The 15418-nt window shown below is 71.6% G+C and carries 17 protein-coding genes; 5 read left to right on the forward strand and 12 right to left on the reverse strand.

The window, feature by feature from the left end:
* A partial coding sequence (locus tag VGD44_RS18540; protein ID WP_331089855.1) for a YciI family protein occupies positions 1 to 237 on the forward strand: 237 nt, incomplete at its 5' end.
* On the opposite strand, the gene VGD44_RS18545 is transcribed toward VGD44_RS18540, so the two are convergent.
* The 8 genes from VGD44_RS18545 to VGD44_RS18580 form a co-directional block, all read right to left on the reverse strand.
* Entirely contained in the window at positions 234 to 1208 is a 975-nt protein-coding gene (locus tag VGD44_RS18545) for a substrate-binding domain-containing protein (RefSeq protein WP_331089856.1), read from the reverse strand. The two genes, VGD44_RS18540 and VGD44_RS18545, sit on opposite strands and share 4 nt — an antisense overlap.
* An 11-nt stretch (positions 1209 to 1219) precedes the next feature.
* The gene (locus VGD44_RS18550; protein ID WP_331089857.1) at positions 1220 to 1993 is read right to left on the reverse strand and encodes an ATP-binding cassette domain-containing protein; all 774 of its coding nucleotides are present in this window, start codon (positions 1991 to 1993) and stop codon (positions 1220 to 1222) included.
* Positions 1990 to 3000, reverse strand: coding sequence for an ABC transporter permease (locus tag VGD44_RS18555; protein WP_331089858.1), 1011 nt, complete (start codon positions 2998 to 3000; stop codon positions 1990 to 1992). Before VGD44_RS18555 ends, VGD44_RS18550 begins: the two co-directional genes overlap by 4 nt.
* Entirely contained in the window at positions 2997 to 3797 is an 801-nt protein-coding gene (gene iolB / locus VGD44_RS18560; RefSeq protein WP_331089859.1) for a 5-deoxy-glucuronate isomerase, read from the reverse strand. Before iolB ends, VGD44_RS18555 begins: the two co-directional genes overlap by 4 nt.
* Before the next feature lie 14 nt (positions 3798 to 3811).
* Positions 3812 to 4711: a myo-inosose-2 dehydratase gene (gene iolE, locus VGD44_RS18565; protein ID WP_331089860.1), complete on the reverse strand. Its 900-nt coding sequence runs from the start codon at positions 4709 to 4711 to the stop codon at positions 3812 to 3814.
* A gap of 3 nt (positions 4712 to 4714) precedes the next feature.
* The gene (gene iolD / locus VGD44_RS18570) at positions 4715 to 6580 is read right to left on the reverse strand and encodes a 3D-(3,5/4)-trihydroxycyclohexane-1,2-dione acylhydrolase (decyclizing) (protein ID WP_331089861.1); all 1866 of its coding nucleotides are present in this window, start codon (positions 6578 to 6580) and stop codon (positions 4715 to 4717) included.
* Positions 6577 to 8502: a bifunctional 5-dehydro-2-deoxygluconokinase/5-dehydro-2-deoxyphosphogluconate aldolase gene (locus VGD44_RS18575; protein WP_331089862.1), complete on the reverse strand. Its 1926-nt coding sequence runs from the start codon at positions 8500 to 8502 to the stop codon at positions 6577 to 6579. The genes iolD and VGD44_RS18575 overlap by 4 nt, the downstream gene beginning before the upstream one ends.
* A gap of 87 nt (positions 8503 to 8589) precedes the next feature.
* Entirely contained in the window at positions 8590 to 9450 is an 861-nt protein-coding gene (locus tag VGD44_RS18580; RefSeq protein WP_331089863.1) for a MurR/RpiR family transcriptional regulator, read from the reverse strand.
* A gap of 120 nt (positions 9451 to 9570) precedes the next feature.
* Here VGD44_RS18580 and iolG point away from each other — a divergent pair, with 120 nt between their 5' ends.
* The gene (gene iolG, locus VGD44_RS18585; RefSeq protein WP_331089864.1) at positions 9571 to 10551 is read left to right on the forward strand and encodes an inositol 2-dehydrogenase; all 981 of its coding nucleotides are present in this window, start codon (positions 9571 to 9573) and stop codon (positions 10549 to 10551) included.
* 94 nt (positions 10552 to 10645) lie between these two features.
* The gene (locus tag VGD44_RS18590; protein ID WP_331089865.1) at positions 10646 to 11197 is read left to right on the forward strand and encodes a DnaJ domain-containing protein; all 552 of its coding nucleotides are present in this window, start codon (positions 10646 to 10648) and stop codon (positions 11195 to 11197) included.
* Between the two features lie 168 nt (positions 11198 to 11365).
* On the opposite strand, the gene VGD44_RS18595 is transcribed toward VGD44_RS18590, so the two are convergent.
* The 3 genes from VGD44_RS18595 to VGD44_RS18605 all read right to left on the reverse strand — a co-directional run bounded on the left by VGD44_RS18595 (position 11366) and on the right by VGD44_RS18605 (position 12801).
* The gene (locus VGD44_RS18595) at positions 11366 to 11617 is read right to left on the reverse strand and encodes a hypothetical protein (RefSeq protein WP_331089866.1); all 252 of its coding nucleotides are present in this window, start codon (positions 11615 to 11617) and stop codon (positions 11366 to 11368) included.
* 135 nt (positions 11618 to 11752) lie between these two features.
* On the reverse strand, positions 11753 to 12487 hold the full coding sequence (locus VGD44_RS18600; protein ID WP_331089867.1) for a Crp/Fnr family transcriptional regulator: 735 nt from the start codon (positions 12485 to 12487) through the stop codon (positions 11753 to 11755).
* Between the two features lie 56 nt (positions 12488 to 12543).
* Positions 12544 to 12801, reverse strand: coding sequence for a hypothetical protein (locus VGD44_RS18605; RefSeq protein WP_331089868.1), 258 nt, complete (start codon positions 12799 to 12801; stop codon positions 12544 to 12546).
* Positions 12802 to 13410: 609 nt separating this feature from the next.
* Here VGD44_RS18605 and VGD44_RS18610 point away from each other — a divergent pair.
* Together VGD44_RS18610 and VGD44_RS18615 are read left to right on the forward strand one after the other, a co-directional pair.
* On the forward strand, positions 13411 to 13599 hold the full coding sequence (locus VGD44_RS18610; protein WP_331089869.1) for a hypothetical protein: 189 nt from the start codon (positions 13411 to 13413) through the stop codon (positions 13597 to 13599).
* Positions 13600 to 13601: 2 nt separating this feature from the next.
* Positions 13602 to 14054, forward strand: coding sequence for a DUF411 domain-containing protein (locus tag VGD44_RS18615; RefSeq protein ID WP_331089870.1), 453 nt, complete (start codon positions 13602 to 13604; stop codon positions 14052 to 14054).
* Here the strand turns inward: VGD44_RS18615 and VGD44_RS18620 are convergent, their stop codons facing one another.
* Entirely contained in the window at positions 14055 to 15023 is a 969-nt protein-coding gene (locus tag VGD44_RS18620) for a hypothetical protein (RefSeq protein ID WP_331089871.1), read from the reverse strand.
* Positions 15024 to 15418 lie beyond the last annotated feature (395 nt).

The following is a 15418-nucleotide window of genomic DNA, read 5'->3' on the forward strand; positions in this document are numbered from 1 at the left end:
GGCCGCGGCGTGGTCACCGACGGCCCCTTCGCCGAGACCAAGGAGCATTTGCTGGGCTTCTACGTCGTCGACTGCGCCACCCGCGAGGCCGCCATCGAAGCCGCCCGCGACCTTAAGGAGGCCAACCCCAGCGCCGTCTACGAGGTCCGCCCGATGGTGCTCTACATGCCCGGCAACGCGTTCCCGCAAGCCGACGCCGGCCTCGCCCACGTGCGGCCCAACCGCGAGCCGGCCTAGCGGGTCCCGCCGGCGGCGAACTTCTCTATGGCGTCGATGTTCGAGCGGTCGACGAAGTAGGGGCCGGTGAGCACCGGCGCGCCGCCGCCGATGACGTTGCCGTTGGTCCGCTGCAGCCACAGGCCGTCCACCGCCAGATAGCCCTGCAGATAGGGCTGCTGGTCGATCGCCCACTTCAGCTTGCCCGACCGGATCGCCGCCGGGACCTCGCGGTTGGTGTCGAAGGTCGCCACCTGCGCCGTGCTCCCGGCATCCTTCGCCGCCTCGATCGCCGTCAGAGCGAACGGCGCCCCCAGCGCGATCACCAGGTCCACCGACGGGGCCTGCCGCAGCTTGGCGGCGATAGTAGAGCGGACCGAGGGCATGTCCGTACCCGTCACATAGACCTTGTCGAATCGGCCGCCGAAGCCGGTCCGCACGCCGTCGCACCGCGCCTCCAGCGCCACGTGGCCCTGCTCCTGCGACACGCACAACACGTGCTGCGCCCCGTCCGCCATGGCCCGCTTGCCGGCCTCCACGCCCGCGTGGCCGTCGTCCGAACCGAAGTAGCCCAGCGCGCCCACGCCCTTCCACTGCTCGATCCCGGCGTTCAGCACCACGACGGGAATCCCCGCCGCCACAGCCTTGCGCACCACCGCATCCAGCGCCGCGGGCTTGGCGAGCGTCACGGCGATGGCGTCCACCCGGCTGTCGATGGCGTTCTGCACCAGCGTCGCCTGGGCGCCGCCCTCCGGGTCGCTGGCGTAGCGCAGGGTGACGTTGTCCTTCGCCGCCGCGGCCTCCGCGCCCCGGCGCACGATGTCCCAGAAGGTGTCGCCCGGCGCCTGGTGCGTGATCAGCGCCACCGTCATCGACCCGCCCGGCGCGGCCGCCTTGCGCTCAGCCCCCGCCTTGCCGCCCTGCGAACTGCACGCCGCCGCGAGCAGGCACGCCGCCAGCGCCAGCCACCCGCGCCGGTTTAGAGGTCCCATGGCCACTCCCCTCAGCCTTGCAGTTCGTGGGCAAGCGCGTCGAACTCGGCGCCTCCCGACATCCGGCGCGTCAGATCCTCGAGCGTGATCTCGGCCCGCTTGAAGCACCCGTGGCTCTCGCCCCGCTGCAGCAGCAGGAACCGGTCGCCCACCGCGTAGGCGTGGTGCGGGTTGTGCGTGATCAGGATCACCCCCAGGCCGCGCGCCTTGGCCGCCGCCACGTGGCGTAGCACGACGCCGGCCTGCTTCACGCCCAGCGCCGCCGTCGGCTCGTCCAGCACCAGCACGCGGGCGCCGAAGTGGATGGCGCGGGCGATCGCCACGCACTGCCGCTGCCCGCCCGAGAGGTCGGCGATGCGCCGGTCCACGTCGGGCAGGTCAACGCCCATCTCCGCAAGTTCGGCGCGCGCGATCTCGCGCATCCGCCCGATGTCCATGCGCCGCAGCGGCCCGCGGCCCTTGGTCAGCTCGCGGCCCAGGAAGAAGTTGGCCCACACCGGCATCAGCGGCGCCACCGCCAGGTCCTGGTGCACGGTGGCGATGCCCAGGCCGATCGGCTGGCGGGGCGAGCTGAACGTCACCGCCTCGCCCGCCACCTCCAACTGCCCGGTGTCGTTGGCGTGGATGCCGGCGATGATCTTGATCAGCGTCGACTTGCCGGCGCCGTTGTCGCCCAGCACGCAGCACACCTCGCCGGCGCTGAGCTCCAGGTCGACCCCCCGCAGCGCGCTGACCGCCCCATACGACTTGCCGACCCCCGTCAGCCGGATGAGCGGGGCGCTCATGCGCGGGCCGCCTGCCAGCGGCGGACGCTGGCGTTCAGCAGGATCACGCCCACCAGCAGCGCCCCCACGAAGAACTTGAACCAGTCCGGGTTCCAGCCGGCGTAGATGATGCCCTGGGTGGTCATGCCGAAGATGAAGGCGCCCAGCACCGCGCCCACCGCCGAACCCTGGCCGCCGGTGAGCAGGCAGCCGCCGACCACCGCGGCGATGATGTAGTAGAATTCCTTCCCCACGCCCTCGCCCGACTGCACCGTGTCGAACGCGAAGAGCTGGTGCATGCCGACGAACCAGGCGGCGAAGCCCACCGCCATGAACAGTCCCACCTTCACCCGCCGCACCGGCACGCCGGACGCCCGGGCGCTGGCGGGCGCGCCGCCGACCGCGAAGATCCAGTTGCCCAGCGGCGTGCGCCGCAGGACCCAGGTCGCCAGGCCCGCGAACAAGAGCCACCAGATCACCGTCACCCGCACGTCGACGCCGGCCACGTTGATGCTGGACGCGAACAGCGCCTGCGCCGCGCCGAAGCCGTCCATGTCGGCGATCGAGCGGCTGGCGACCGAGCCGCTGACCAGCCGCGTCACCGCCAGGTTCAGCCCCGCCAGCATGAAGAAGGCCCCCAGCGTCACCAGGAAGCTCGGGATGCCGGTGCGGACCACCGCCAGCCCGTTCGCCGCGCCGATCGCCAGCGCCACGGCCAGCGAGACGCCCACGCCCACCCAGGCGTTGGCCGTGAGCTCGTAGCTCAGCATCGACGCCAGCAGCGCCGAGCTCACCACCGCCACCCCCGCCGACAGGTCGAACTCGCCGCCGATCATCAGGAGCGCCACGGCCAGCGCCGGGATGCCGTAGATCGAGCTCACGTAGAGCACGGTCGACAGCGCCGCGAGATCGCGGAACGGCGGGGCCACCGCAAAGAAGAAGGCGTAGACCAGCACTGCGCCCACCAGCGCGCCGGCCTCGGGCGTCGCCAGGCGCTTCGACCAGGCTGCGTTGAACACTGCGCTCACCGCCGCACGATCCAGTCGTGGGCGGGGTCGTTCCTGAAGATCCACGTACGCTTCGGTCCGGCCATGACGTTCAGGTAGTAGAGGTCATAGCCGTGCGGCGCGCCGACCGGATGGTAGCCGCGCGGCACCATCACCACGTCGCCGTCCTCGACGCTGACCGTCTCGTCCAGGCTGCGATCGTCGGTGTAGACCCGCTGCACTGCGAAGCCCTGCGGCGGGCTGAGCCGATGATAGTAGGTCTCCTCCAGCTGCGACTCCTCCTGCGCCACGTCGCGGTCGTGCTTGTGCGGCGGGTAGCTCGACCAGTGTCCGCCGGGCGTGATCACCTCGACGACCAGCAGGCTGTCGGCCGGCTCGGTCTCCGGGAGGATGTTGCGGACGTAGCGCGTGTTGGTCCCCCGGCCGCGCACCTCGCGAGACATTTGCTCGGCGTCGATCCTCCGCGGCGGACGGCCCGCCGCGCCCGGCGCCGAGCAGATCGCCACCTCGGCGTCGGTCGTCGCCGTGACCGCATAGGCCGCGCCCGCGGGCGCATAGACAGCGCCCGGCGCGGCGTCCTCGAAGACGCTCCTCCGCCCGCCCACGCCGGCGAAGCGCTCGCCCGCCACCTCGATGTCGACCGTGCCCGACAGCGCCACTAGGCAGGCCTCGCGCCCCGCCTCGCCGCCGCGCGCCGTCTGGCCGGCCGCCAGCTTGCAGACCTTGAAGCCCACGTGCCCCCAGCCGGCGCTCTCAGGGGTGATGTCCAGGACGCAGCCCTCCGGGTCGGGCGCGTGGGGGCGGACGCGAAGGGTCATGTCACAGCTCCTTCTCAGGCGGCCTGTGCAAGGCCGGCTTCCGCCGCCCGCTGCTGCAGGGTCGCAAGGCCCAGCGCGGCGTAGGTCCGCGGGTCGGCCTTGGCCGGGTCCTGCTCGGCCTCGATGATGATCCAGCCGGAATAGCCGTTGTCGGCCAGCGCCCGCATCACCGCGCCATAGTCCAGGTCGCCGTCGCCGGGGACGGTGAACATGCCGGCCAGCACGCCGTCCAGGAAGCTCATCCCCTCGGCCCGCACCCGCTCGAACACCGCGCCTCGCACATCCTTGCAGTGCACGTGGGCGATCCGCTCCGGGTTCGCCCGCAGCGCCGCAACGGGATCGATCCCGCCCAGCGCCGCGTGCCCGGTGTCCAGCGTCAGGCCGACGCTGGCGCCCGTGGCCTTCAGGAACGCCTCGAGGTCCTGCGGCCGCTCCACGACCGTGCCCAGGTGGTGGTGGTAGGCGAACTTCAGCCCCTGCCCTTCGATGTAGTCGGCTACCTCGGTCACCCGCGCGCCGAAGGTCTTCCACTCCCCCTCCGCCAGCCGCGGCGTCGCCGACAGCGGGCGGCTGCGGTCGCCGTGGATCGCGTTGCTGGTCTCGGCCTGCACGAACACCGTGCTGCCCATGGCCTTCAGCAGCGCCAGGTGGTCCTGCAGCGCGGCGATCTCCTCGGCCGCCGTCCGCCGCAGCAGTTCCGCCGAATACCAGCCGCCCACGATCTCCAGCCCGAACCGCCCCATGACCGGCTTCAGCACCGCGGCATCGCGCGGGAACTTGCCGCCCAGCTCCACGCCGGCAAATCCAAGGTCACGGACGTCGGCGAGGATCGCCTCCAGCGGCGTGTCCCCACCCAGCTCGGGCATGTCGTCGTTGGCCCAGGCGATCGGGCTCACGCCAAAGCGGATGCTCATACTCTAATCCCCGGTCCGCTGCTGCTTCGTCATCGCTTCGTAGGCCTCGCGCGCCGCGCGAACCGCAGGCGCCTCGGACACCTCGGGCGTCGCCACGTCCCACCAGGCGCCGCCGGCCTCAGTCGAAGCGCGCGGGTCGGTGTCGATGACGATCACGCTCGTCCGGTCGGCCGCCTGCGCCCGTTCCAACGCCGCCTCCAGCCCGGCGATCCCGTCCACCTTCTCCGCCAGGCACCCCAGGCTCTGCGCATGCGCCGCGAAGTCGATCTGCGGCAGCACCGCATGCTCGGCGTCGGCCAGCAGGTTGTTGAACCCCGGCTGCCCGGTCGAGCGCTGCAGCCGGTCGATGCAGCCGAAGCCGCGGTTGTCGAGCACCGTCACGATCAGCTTCTTGCCGAGCATCACCGAGGTGGCGAGCTCGGAGTTCATCATCAGATAGCTGCCGTCGCCCACCATCACGTGCACGTCGCGCCCCGGCTCGGCCAGCTTCACGCCCAGGCCGCCCGCGATCTCGTAGCCCATGCAGGAATAGCCGTACTCGAGGTGGTAGCCGCCCGGCGTCCGCGTCCGCCAGAGCTTGTGCAGCTCGCCCGGCAGCCCGCCCGCCGCGCAGACCACCACCGCGTCGGGCCGCGCCTTGCGCCACACCGCCCCGATCACCTGGGCGTCCGACGGCAAGGCGTTGTCACCAGGCGACGCGGTCGCGGCGTCCCAGGCCGCATTCCAGCCGGCGAGCCCGGCCTGGGCCTTCGAGGTCCACGCGGACGGCGCGCGCCAGTCGCCGAGCCGCGCCTCCAGCGCGGCCAGCACGGCGTCGGCGTCGCCCACCACCGGCCGAGCGCCGTGCTTGTGCGCATCGAACGCCGCCACGTTCACCTGCACGAGCTGGCGGTCCTGCCGCCGGAACAGCGCCCGCGAGCCGGTCGTGAAGTCCTGCAGCCGCGTGCCCACCCCTACGATCAGGTCGGCGTCCTCGGCCGCCGCGTTCGCCGCGCTGGTCCCGGTGACACCGACCGAGCCCAGGCACATCGGGTGGTCCCACGCCAGCACGCCCTTGCCGGCCTGCGTCTCGGCCACCGGCAAGCCGAACCTGTCCGCGAACCGCGCCAGCCGCCCCTCGGCGCGCGAATAGAGCACGCCCCCGCCGGCCACGATCAGCGGCGCTTCGGCCGCCCGCAGCCGATCGGCCAGTTCGTCCAGCTCCGCCGGGTCGGGATGCGGCCGCCGCACCCGCCAGGTCCGCTCCGCGAAGAACGCCTCCGGGAAGTCGAAGGCTTCGGCCTGCACGTCCTGGCAGAAGGCCAGGGTCACCGGCCCGCACTCCGCCGGGTCCAGCAGCACCGCCATCGCCCGCGGCAGCGCCGCCAGCAGCTGCTCGGGCCGCGTGATCCGGTCGAAATAGCGCGAGACCGGCCGGAAGCAGTCGTTGGCGCTCACCGTGCCGTCGCCGAAGTCCTCGACCTGCTGCAGCACCGGATCGGGCCTGCGGCTCGCATAGACGTCGCCCGGCAGGAACAGCACCGGCAGCCGGTTCACGTGGGCCACCGCCGCGGCGGTGACCATGTTCGTCGCCCCCGGGCCGATCGAGGTCGTGCAGATCATCGCGCGGTTGCGCCGCTCGGCCTTCGCGTAGGCGATAGCGGCGTGCGCCATGGCCTGCTCATTGTGCGCCCGGTAGGTCGGCAACGCGTCGCGTACGCCCTGCAGCGCCTCGCCAAGCCCTGCCACGTTGCCGTGGCCGAAGATCGCCCAGACGCCGGCGAAGTACGGGACCACGCCGTGCGGCGTCTCCACCCGCTGCCGGGCGAGATAGCGCACCGCCGCCTGCGCCCCCGTGAGCCGCACCGTCCCGAGCCGCACCGTCGTCATGCCGCCTGCTCCACCGCCGCGCGCGAGCGCCGCCAGGCGTCCACCAGCATCGAGAGCTTGTCGGCCAGCATGCCGATCGCGGCGTCATCGTCGATACGCCCGGCCAGCCACTCGCGGGCCGCGTCGTTGAAGATGGTCCGGCCCACCGCGAAGCCTTTCACGATGCGCGCCGGGGCCGCCGCCTCGAACGAGGCCAGCAGCTCGGCTTCGGGCGCCGAGAGGCCCAGCAGCAGCACGCCGCGGCACCAGGGATCGTTCTCGACGATGGCCGCCTCGATGTTGCGCCAGGCCGCGGGCTCGCCCGCCGGCTCCAGCTTCCACCAGTCGGGCCGGATGCCCAGGCCGTACAACCGCCGGATCGCGCGGGAAACGGTCATGTCGTCCAGCGGCAGGCCGGCCGGGGTGATGATCTCCAGCAGGAACTCGTGGCGGGTCTTGCGGCAGGCGTCGAAGAGGCGCGCGAGCTGCCGCTCCTGCGCGGCCCGCAAGGCGGCCTCGTCGTCGGGGTGGTACTGCACCAGGCACTTCACCACGTGGCGCAGCGGCCATTCGGCGAGCTCGGTCGCCACGTCGGCCGTGCTCTCGAACTCCAGCGGCCGCGACCGAGGAAGCTCGATCGGGCGGCCGATCCAGTAGGGATAGTCCGACGCCTTCGCCAGCGCCTCGGCCCCGTGGCGGCCGTCGATCAGCACGCCGAACCGCGGGTCGCCCGCGGCCAGCCGGTGCACCGCCTCCAGCGCCAGCGTCTTGAAGTGCGAGATCCGCGCCGGGTCGGCGTCCAGCTCCGCGGCGAGGTCCTCGAACTGACGCCGGTGGTCGACCGCCAGCACGGTCAGTTCGTCATAGACGCCCTCGCGGGTCGTGGCCCAGTGGGTGTGCTCGAGCTCGGCGTCCTCCCGCAGCCGGAACGGCCGGTCCTCCGCGTCCAGGAACTGCTCCAGCTCGGGCCAGGTCGGCATGGCCGGGGCGCAGCCGTGTCGCGAGACGACGATCGCCCCGCAGGCGTTGGCCAGCTCGCAGCAGCGCGCCAGCGGCAGGTCGCACAGCCAGCCGCGCAGGAAGCCGGCCATGAACGCGTCGCCCGCGCCCAGCACGTTGAACACCTCGACCGGGAACCCGCCGACCAGCAGCCCGTCCTCCACGCGCGCCGGGATGGCGCCGGGAAACGCCACGCAGCCGCCGGGCCCCAGCTTCAGCACGATCAGCGCGTCCGTCTGCGCCCGCACCGCCGCCAGCGCGGCCAGCGTGTCGGTCACGCCGCCCAGGATGTGGATCTCCTCCTCCGTCCCCACGATCAGGTCGCAGAGCGGCAGGACGGCCTGCAGCGTCTTCGACACCTCCGCATGGGCGACGAAGCGGTTCTCGCCGAGGTCGCGGCCGGTCAGGCCCCACAGCACCGGCCGGTAGTCGACGTCGAAGACCACCTTGGCCCCGTTCGCCCGAGCCTGCCGCGCGACGGCGGTGCTCATCTCGAACACCGAGGGTCGCGACAAGTGCGTGCCGTTGATCAGCACCGCGCGCGCGGCGGCCACCAGCCCGGAATCCACGTCGGCGAGGCTCAGCGCCATGTCGGCGCAGTTCTCGCGGTAGAAGATAAGCGGAAAGGTCTCCTGGTCGCGGATACCCAGGACCACAAGGGCGGTCAGCCGCTCGGGGTCCGAGATCACCCCGCGCACGTCGACGCCTTCGCGTGTCAGCTGCTCGCGGATGAAGCGGCCCATGTGGTCGGCGCCCACCCGCGTCAGCAGGGCCGTCGACAACCCCAGGCGCGCGCCGCCCACCGCGGTGTTGGTCGGGCTGCCGCCCACGTACTTGGCGAACGACGCCATGTCCTCCAGGCGCCCGCCGACCTGCTGACCATACAGGTCCACGCTGGACCGGCCGACGGCCAGTAGGTCTAGAGGCTTTGCGTCCTGCGCCATCCCGGTCCTGTCAACGAGCCGCCCGGACACTTTCCGGACAGGTCGTGTAACGAATATTCTACGTATCCATGACTCGCAATGATCGTTTCATTTTCGTCGCCGCCTGGCCTGTCCCGACGCGCGGAAGGCGAAGCCGATCACCAGCGCCTGGGCCAGGCACATCGAGGCGGCCAGCGAGCGGAACGAACGCACCTCCGCCTCCCGCACCTGCAGCACCTGGGTCGCGTTCTTGGCGATCGGGCTCACCAGGCTGTCGCTCATCGCCAGCACCTTGGCGCCGCGGTCGATGGCGATGTCCACCGCCTGCAGCGTCTCGTCGGAATAGGGCTGGTAGCTGACGGCGATCAGCAGGTCCTTCGGCGTGATCGTCTGGGTCTGCTGGCGCGAGAGCCCGGCCACGCCGTCCACGAACTGCGTCCGCTTGCCCAGCTGCTGCAACGAGTAGGCGAGGTACGACGACACTGGGAAGGCGCGCCGGAAGCCCACGACGTACAGCGTCTCGGCCCGCGCGATCAGGTCCACCGCGGCGGCCATGTCGTCCGGGCCGATCGCCTGGCCCAGGTTCTGGAGCGCGAGCACGTTGCCCTCGACGAACTCCGCCAGCACCTGGCCGCCGTCGTCGCCGCGGCGGTTGATCGCCTCGTTGAAGTTGCGGACCCGCTCGCCGTAGCCCAGCGCCGTGGCGCCCGACAGGAGGCCGTCGCGGAACAGCCGCTGCATCTGGCTCGCGCCGGGATAGCCGAAGGTCTTGGCGAACCGCACGATCGCCGACGGCTGCACGCCCGACCGCTCGGCCAGCACCGCCAGCGTCTCCAGCGCCACCTCGTTCGGCGCGTCCAGCACATAGCGCGCGATCTGCTGCAGGCGTTTGCTGAGACTGTCGTAGCGTTCGAGGATCGCGGCCCGCAGGTCCTCCGCCGTCTCGGGCGGAGTGGGGTGTTCAGCCATTCGTTCCTCGCACGCGCATTCCGAGATTAGAATATCCGTTCCGACCCGAAACACAACGCCACGGCCGACCTTCCATTTTCCATATGGAGGGAATTTTCGTTCCAGTTTATGCGAAGACCCATGCACCAAATCGCGCTCATCGGCGCCGGCCGCATCGGCCGCATCCACGCCGCCAACGTCGCCGCCCGCCCGGAGCTCAAGCTCAAGACCGTGGTCGACCCGGTCGCCGACGCCGCCCAGTCGCTCGCCGCCGCGACCGGCGCCGCCGTCGCCACCCTTGACGACGCGCTCAGCGACCCCGCCATCGCCGGCGTCGTCATCGCCAGCTCCACCGACACCCACCTCGACTACGCCTGCCGCGCCGTGGCCGCAGGCAAGGCGGTGTTCTGCGAGAAGCCCATCGACCTCGACCTCTCCCGCGCCCGGGCCGCCGCCGACCGGCTGGCCGGCGCCCGCGTCTTCCTTGGCTTCAACCGCCGCTTCGATCCTCACTTCCAGGCCCTGAAGGCCCGGCTCGACGCCGGCGAGGTGGGCGGCCTCGAGAGCCTGCACATCATCAGCCACGACCCCGCCCCGCCGCCCGCCTCCTACGTCAAGGTCAGCGGCGGCCTCTTCAAGGACATGGCCATCCACGACTTCGACATGGCCCGCTGGCTGCTGGGCGAGGAGCCGACCGAGGTGTTCGCCACCGCGAGCTGCCTCGTGGACCCGGCGATCGGCGCGGCCGGTGACGTCGACACCGCCAAGGTCCTCATGCGCACCAAGGGCGGCAGGCTCTGCATGATCAGCAACAGCCGCCGCTCGGGCTACGGCTACGACCAGCGCATCGAGGCGTTCGGCTCGGCGGGCGCGCTCCGCGCCGGCAACGTCCTGGAGAGCACGGTCCAGACCTGGACCGAGGCCGGCCCGGCCGCCGACCGCTTCCAGAACTTCTTCCTCGACCGCTACGCCGAGGCCTACCGGCGCGAGATGGCCCACTTCGTCGACATCCTCGCGGGCGCCGCGGCCCCCGCGGTCGGGTACGCGGACGGCGTCGCGGCCCTGGCGCTGGCCGAGGCCGCCGGCGAATCCGCCCGCACCGGCCGCCCGATCCGGGTATGAACCGCACGCCCCGCACGGTTGCACGAACTTGACTTTCCGCCCCCTCCCGCCAAGTTGAAACACAACCCCCCGGTTGCTTCAGCGGTAGAGTGAAATGGAAGCACCGAGCTTCATCGACTATTATGAAGTGTTAGAGATCAGTCCGAACGCCAATTCGGAAACCGTCGAGCGGATGTTCCGGTACCTGGCCCGGCATTACCACCCGGACAACCTCGCCACCGCCGATCGCGACCGTTTCGACTTGATCCTGGAAGCGCACAACGTGCTCCGCGATCCCGAGAAGCGCGTCCGCTACGACCTCGACTACCGCAAGCACGTGGGCGCCCGCACCGAGTTGGCCGAGAAGGCCAGCGACGGCGCCGGCGTCGACCGCGACCAGGACGTCCAGGGCAAGCTCTTGGCGATCCTCTACGCCAAGCGCCGCCGCGACAGCCACGACCCCGGCATCGGCAACGCCGAGCTGCAGCACCTGCTGGCCTGCCCGATGGAGATCCTGGAGTTCAATCTCTGGTACATGCGCGAGAAGAAGTGGGTCCGCACCAACCAGAACGGCACGCTGGAGATCACCGTCGAAGGCGTCGACCGCATCCAGGCCGAGACCAACACCCACGCCGCCGCCCGCAAGCTGCTGACCGACCAGAGCTGAGCGGCCAGCGCGACTCGTGGAGCGGGCGAGCGTCCCCGACAGGGTCCCGAACAGCCCGACCCCAGGACCCGTCGGCCGCTCGCCCGCCTCCACGGCGCGCTCTACGCCGGACGAGCCGGCGGTTCAGCGCGCTCCCCTCCCGCTGCACCGCGGGAGAGGCAATTCTACCTACCTCCCGGCCTGTCGCTGAAGCCTGTCCCCGGACCGCGCCGCGAACCGCCCGAGCATTCGCCCGCCCAGCGACCCCATGCCGAAGACCCGACGGCCGTCCCGGCAAAGTTCGACGCCCAGGTGATGCGACGACTCCAGCATCGCCTTTTCCGCACTCTCGCGCGCGCCCCGCTCGTCGGTCATCGCCAGGAGGCGCAGCGTGGTGACCGAGTAGCGGTCATCTTCGATGAACAGTTGGTAGGTCGCCATTTCGGCTTCCACTCGTGGCCGACAGAAGCGGAACTCCGCGTCAGTCATCAGCCTGCGCTACAGCTAGGCCGCAAGTTGTCCCGGAGTCTGTCGGCTGACCGACTCTTTGACGCCAAAGTTATCGCCTCGCCTATTTCATGCGGGGCCGCCGTCAGCGCGCGCCTGATCTCCTCTGGCCCGGCCGTGGATCAGTCTCCGGAAGTGCTGGCTCGTCGCGTAGCATTCGCAGGACTTGGCCTCGAGTCCGGCCCTGTCCACCAGGGTGACCATCGCGCGGCGATAGTTGATCAGGCCCTCGTCCCGCAGCTGGGCCGCGATCGACGTGACGGTGGTGCGCTGCAGCCCCAGCATGGCGGCGAGGAATTCCTGCGTGAGCGGCAGCCGGTCGCCGCTGGCGGCCCGGTCCTGGCATTCCAGCAGCCACCAGGCCAGCCGCCGGTCGGCCTGGTGGTGCGCCATGCAGGCGATCGCCTGCCGGCCCTCCGCCATGTTCAGCTCGGCATGCTCGGCGACCGCCCGGGTGAGGGTCTTGCTGCCGTTCAGCGCCTCGCGGTAGCGCCCGGCCGGCAGGCGCAGCGCGTTGAGGTCGGCCTGGATCAGCGCGCGGGAGAGGTAGATGCCCGACCCCGCCGCCTCCACGAACCCGACCGCGCCCTCGCGGCCCACCACCGCGGACTCGGCCGTCGCCCCCGACAGCATCACGCTGATGACCGAGATCAGCCCCTGCTCCGGGAAGTACACCCACTCCACCTCGGCCTCGGGCTCGTAGAGCACCGCGCCCGCGCGCGCCCGGAAGCGATCGAAGTGCGGCGCGAGCCGATCGAAGTCGTCGCGCGAGAGGGCCCTCAGGAGCCGGTTGCCTGTCTCCATCTCGTCCCCATCCGCCGTTGGACCCCAGGTTACTCCGTTCGATGCTGGCGCGGAATTCAGGACCCGGGGCGGCGACGGCCCGCGGGTTCCTGCGGCCGGTCCGGGCTCCACGCCGCGTCCGTCACCCCGAGCAGCACGTTGAGCTCGGGCGTCGGCGCGATGTTCCAGCGCTCCATGGCGCGCAGCGCGCAGCGCCGCGCCTCCTCCAGGTAGCGGGGGTCGCGCTCGCGGATCGCGCCACGCAGGTACACTTCCAGGCCCACGGCGGTCCGCAGGTAGTTGGCCAGATCGGAGGGGCTCCCGCGCTCGGACATGGACTAGGGTACCAATGGCGACGGTTGATTCTGAAGGCCGGCGCCACCGCTCGCCACCCAGAGCCGCCCGTGTTGTGAAGAATTAAGGACCTGGCGTCCGGTTCCCGTCCGCTACGGCGCCGCCGCGCGAGAAAAGCGGCGCGCCAGGGGAATGACGCGCCGCCGGGTAGTTCTCGTGCTTCCAACCAGCGGCCGCCGCTTCGAGGGACGGGAGAGCGCGACGGCCCCTGATGACCGCAGCATCGGCCCTCCTGGCTGAACGCCGCCTGAACCACGGCGACGCTGGCGCCCGGCCGTCGTCCTGCGGCTAGAAGCCCTCGGGCCGGGGGACAAGCAGTCTGGCCGAGGGCTTCCGCAGCCCGCCCATGGCCGGCGGATACGCAGCCGGCCAGCGGCGTAAATGACCACGCCCGCGAACGGTTCCGCCCCATAAGAAACCCCCGGTCCGGATGGGGGATCGGGGGCTCTCAGCGACCTTGCCTGCAGAGGGGAAAACGGCCGGGCCGCAGCTTCAGAATGCGCAACAAGCTTGAGTGTTCCAGGAACGCACGCTTCCGCGCCCCGGCGGCGTCCTCTATCCTGGGGCCAGCCTCACGGAGCCCGCCGCACATGTCGTTCAAGTCGCTTGCCCTCGCCGCCGCCCTCAGCCTGTTCGCCGGCGGCGCCGCCCTGGCCGCCGAGGCCTGCTGCTGCAAGGAGGGCGAGAAGATGGAGTGCTGCGACAAGATGAAGGGCAAGGGGGCCGACGCCTCGAAGCCCTCGGACGCCAAGCCCGCCCAGCCCGAGCACCAGCACTAGCCATGCTGCGCCGCCGGTTCCTCGCCCTCGCAGGCGCCGGCGCGCTCGCCGGACCCGCCGCGGCCGCGGCCGCGAGCGGACCGGCGATCACCGTCTACAAGGCCTGGGGCTGCACCTGCTGCGAAGGCTGGATCGCCCACATGCAGCGCGCCGGCTTCCGCACCCGGACGGTGGTCGTGAGCGACCTCAGCGTCGAGTGGCGCCGCCGCGGCGTCCCCGACACCATGTCCTCCTGCCACATGGGCCTGGTGAACGGCTACGTCACCGTGGGCCACGTCCCGGCCGCCGACGTCCTGCGGCTCCTCAGGCAGCGCCCCAAGGCCATCGGCCTCTCCGTCCCGGGCATGCCCGACGGGTCCCCCGGCATGGAACGCCCCGACGGCAAGCGCGAGGCCTACGACACCTGGCTCCTGCTGCCCGGCGGCCGCTCGCGCGTCTTCGCCCGCCACGCCTGACTACCGCCGCCGCCCCGCCCGCTCGCGCTCCAGCCGCGCCCTGAACGCCTCCGCGCGCGCCCACGCCTCGGGCGTCCCCATCGGCGGGCGGATCTCCCCGTTCGGCCCGACGCCCGCCTCGTACGGCCGCCCGGTCGCCTCCACCCAGGCCTCGGCCTCCCGCGCATTGCGCGGCGGCGCGGCCAGCACCCGGCCCCCGACGTTCTCGAAGCGGGTCACGCTGAACACGATCTCCAGCGGCCCCCCATCCCCGCCAATGCCGTCCTCGTCCCCATCGGCCCCGTCCGCCGCCTTCGCCTCCGCCGCCACCAGCCGCTCCAGGTACTTCCGGGGCGCCAGCCGCGCCGTCTGCCAGCGGATCACGTCGAACTGCAGCCGCGCCGCCGCCACGCCCCCGTCCCCCCTGGCCCGCTTCGCCCCCTTCGCCACCTCGCGCGCCTCGTCGAACAGGTAGTCGCCCTGCACGGTCCGCGCCGCCACGTACATCTCCTGGAACTCGGGGAACCGCTTCACCCACTTCAGCACCGTCCCATAGACCGGCATGCCCTCGTCCTCGCAGATCGCGATCAGGCTCTCGCCGGCCTCCAGCCGCGCGCAGATCCTCTCCCCCAGCTCCGGCGTGTACTCGCTCGCCTTCCCTCCGCGCCCGTCGCCGGCCGCCACCCGCGCCCGCTGCCGCGCCGCCACTTCCGCCCGCCGCTCCGCCTCGTCCATCCGATCCTTGCGCCGCTGCGCCGCCATCACCTGCCTCCGAGCCTCGAAGAGCGCCGCCCCGAAGTCCGGATGCGCGACCGCCCACCTCCTCACCGTCGTCCGATGCGGCCGCCCCGGCTCCGCGCAGATCGCCCGCACGCTCCGCCCCGCCGCCACGCCCGCGACGATCTCCGCCGCCACGTCCTCGCACCACACACTCTCCCCCAGCGCCGCCGCCCCCGGCCGCCGGGGATCCCACCGCTCCGGCCCTGCCATCACACCTCCAGTCAAAGCCAAGCTCGCACCCTACCACGAAAGGCTGCAAAATGAGAACAAAAAGCGAACAAATAGTTCCTCCCCCATAGAGGGAAGGGACCGCGAAGCGGTGGAGGGAGGCTTCCGCCCCAAGCCCATCCCGCTCCCACACGGCCGCCGCCTTGCACGACGACCCGCGGCGGAACAGCATCGCTTGATGAAACTCCGGCTCGCCCTCGCGATCGCGCTCGCCATGTCGGCCTCATCGGCGCGGGCTGAGCAAGGCCGACTTCGATGCGAGCGTTTTGGCGAACTCCCTCTGGGTAGAGAGGCCCAAATGGGTGAACGACACCGCAGCGCGCGGCCTGAGCCAGCGATACTCTGTGCTCGAAGGGACGTTCCGCGCTGGTCCGACA

This window comes from Phenylobacterium sp. (assembly GCF_036402295.1).
In the GTDB taxonomy this organism is placed as follows: domain Bacteria; phylum Pseudomonadota; class Alphaproteobacteria; order Caulobacterales; family Caulobacteraceae; genus Phenylobacterium.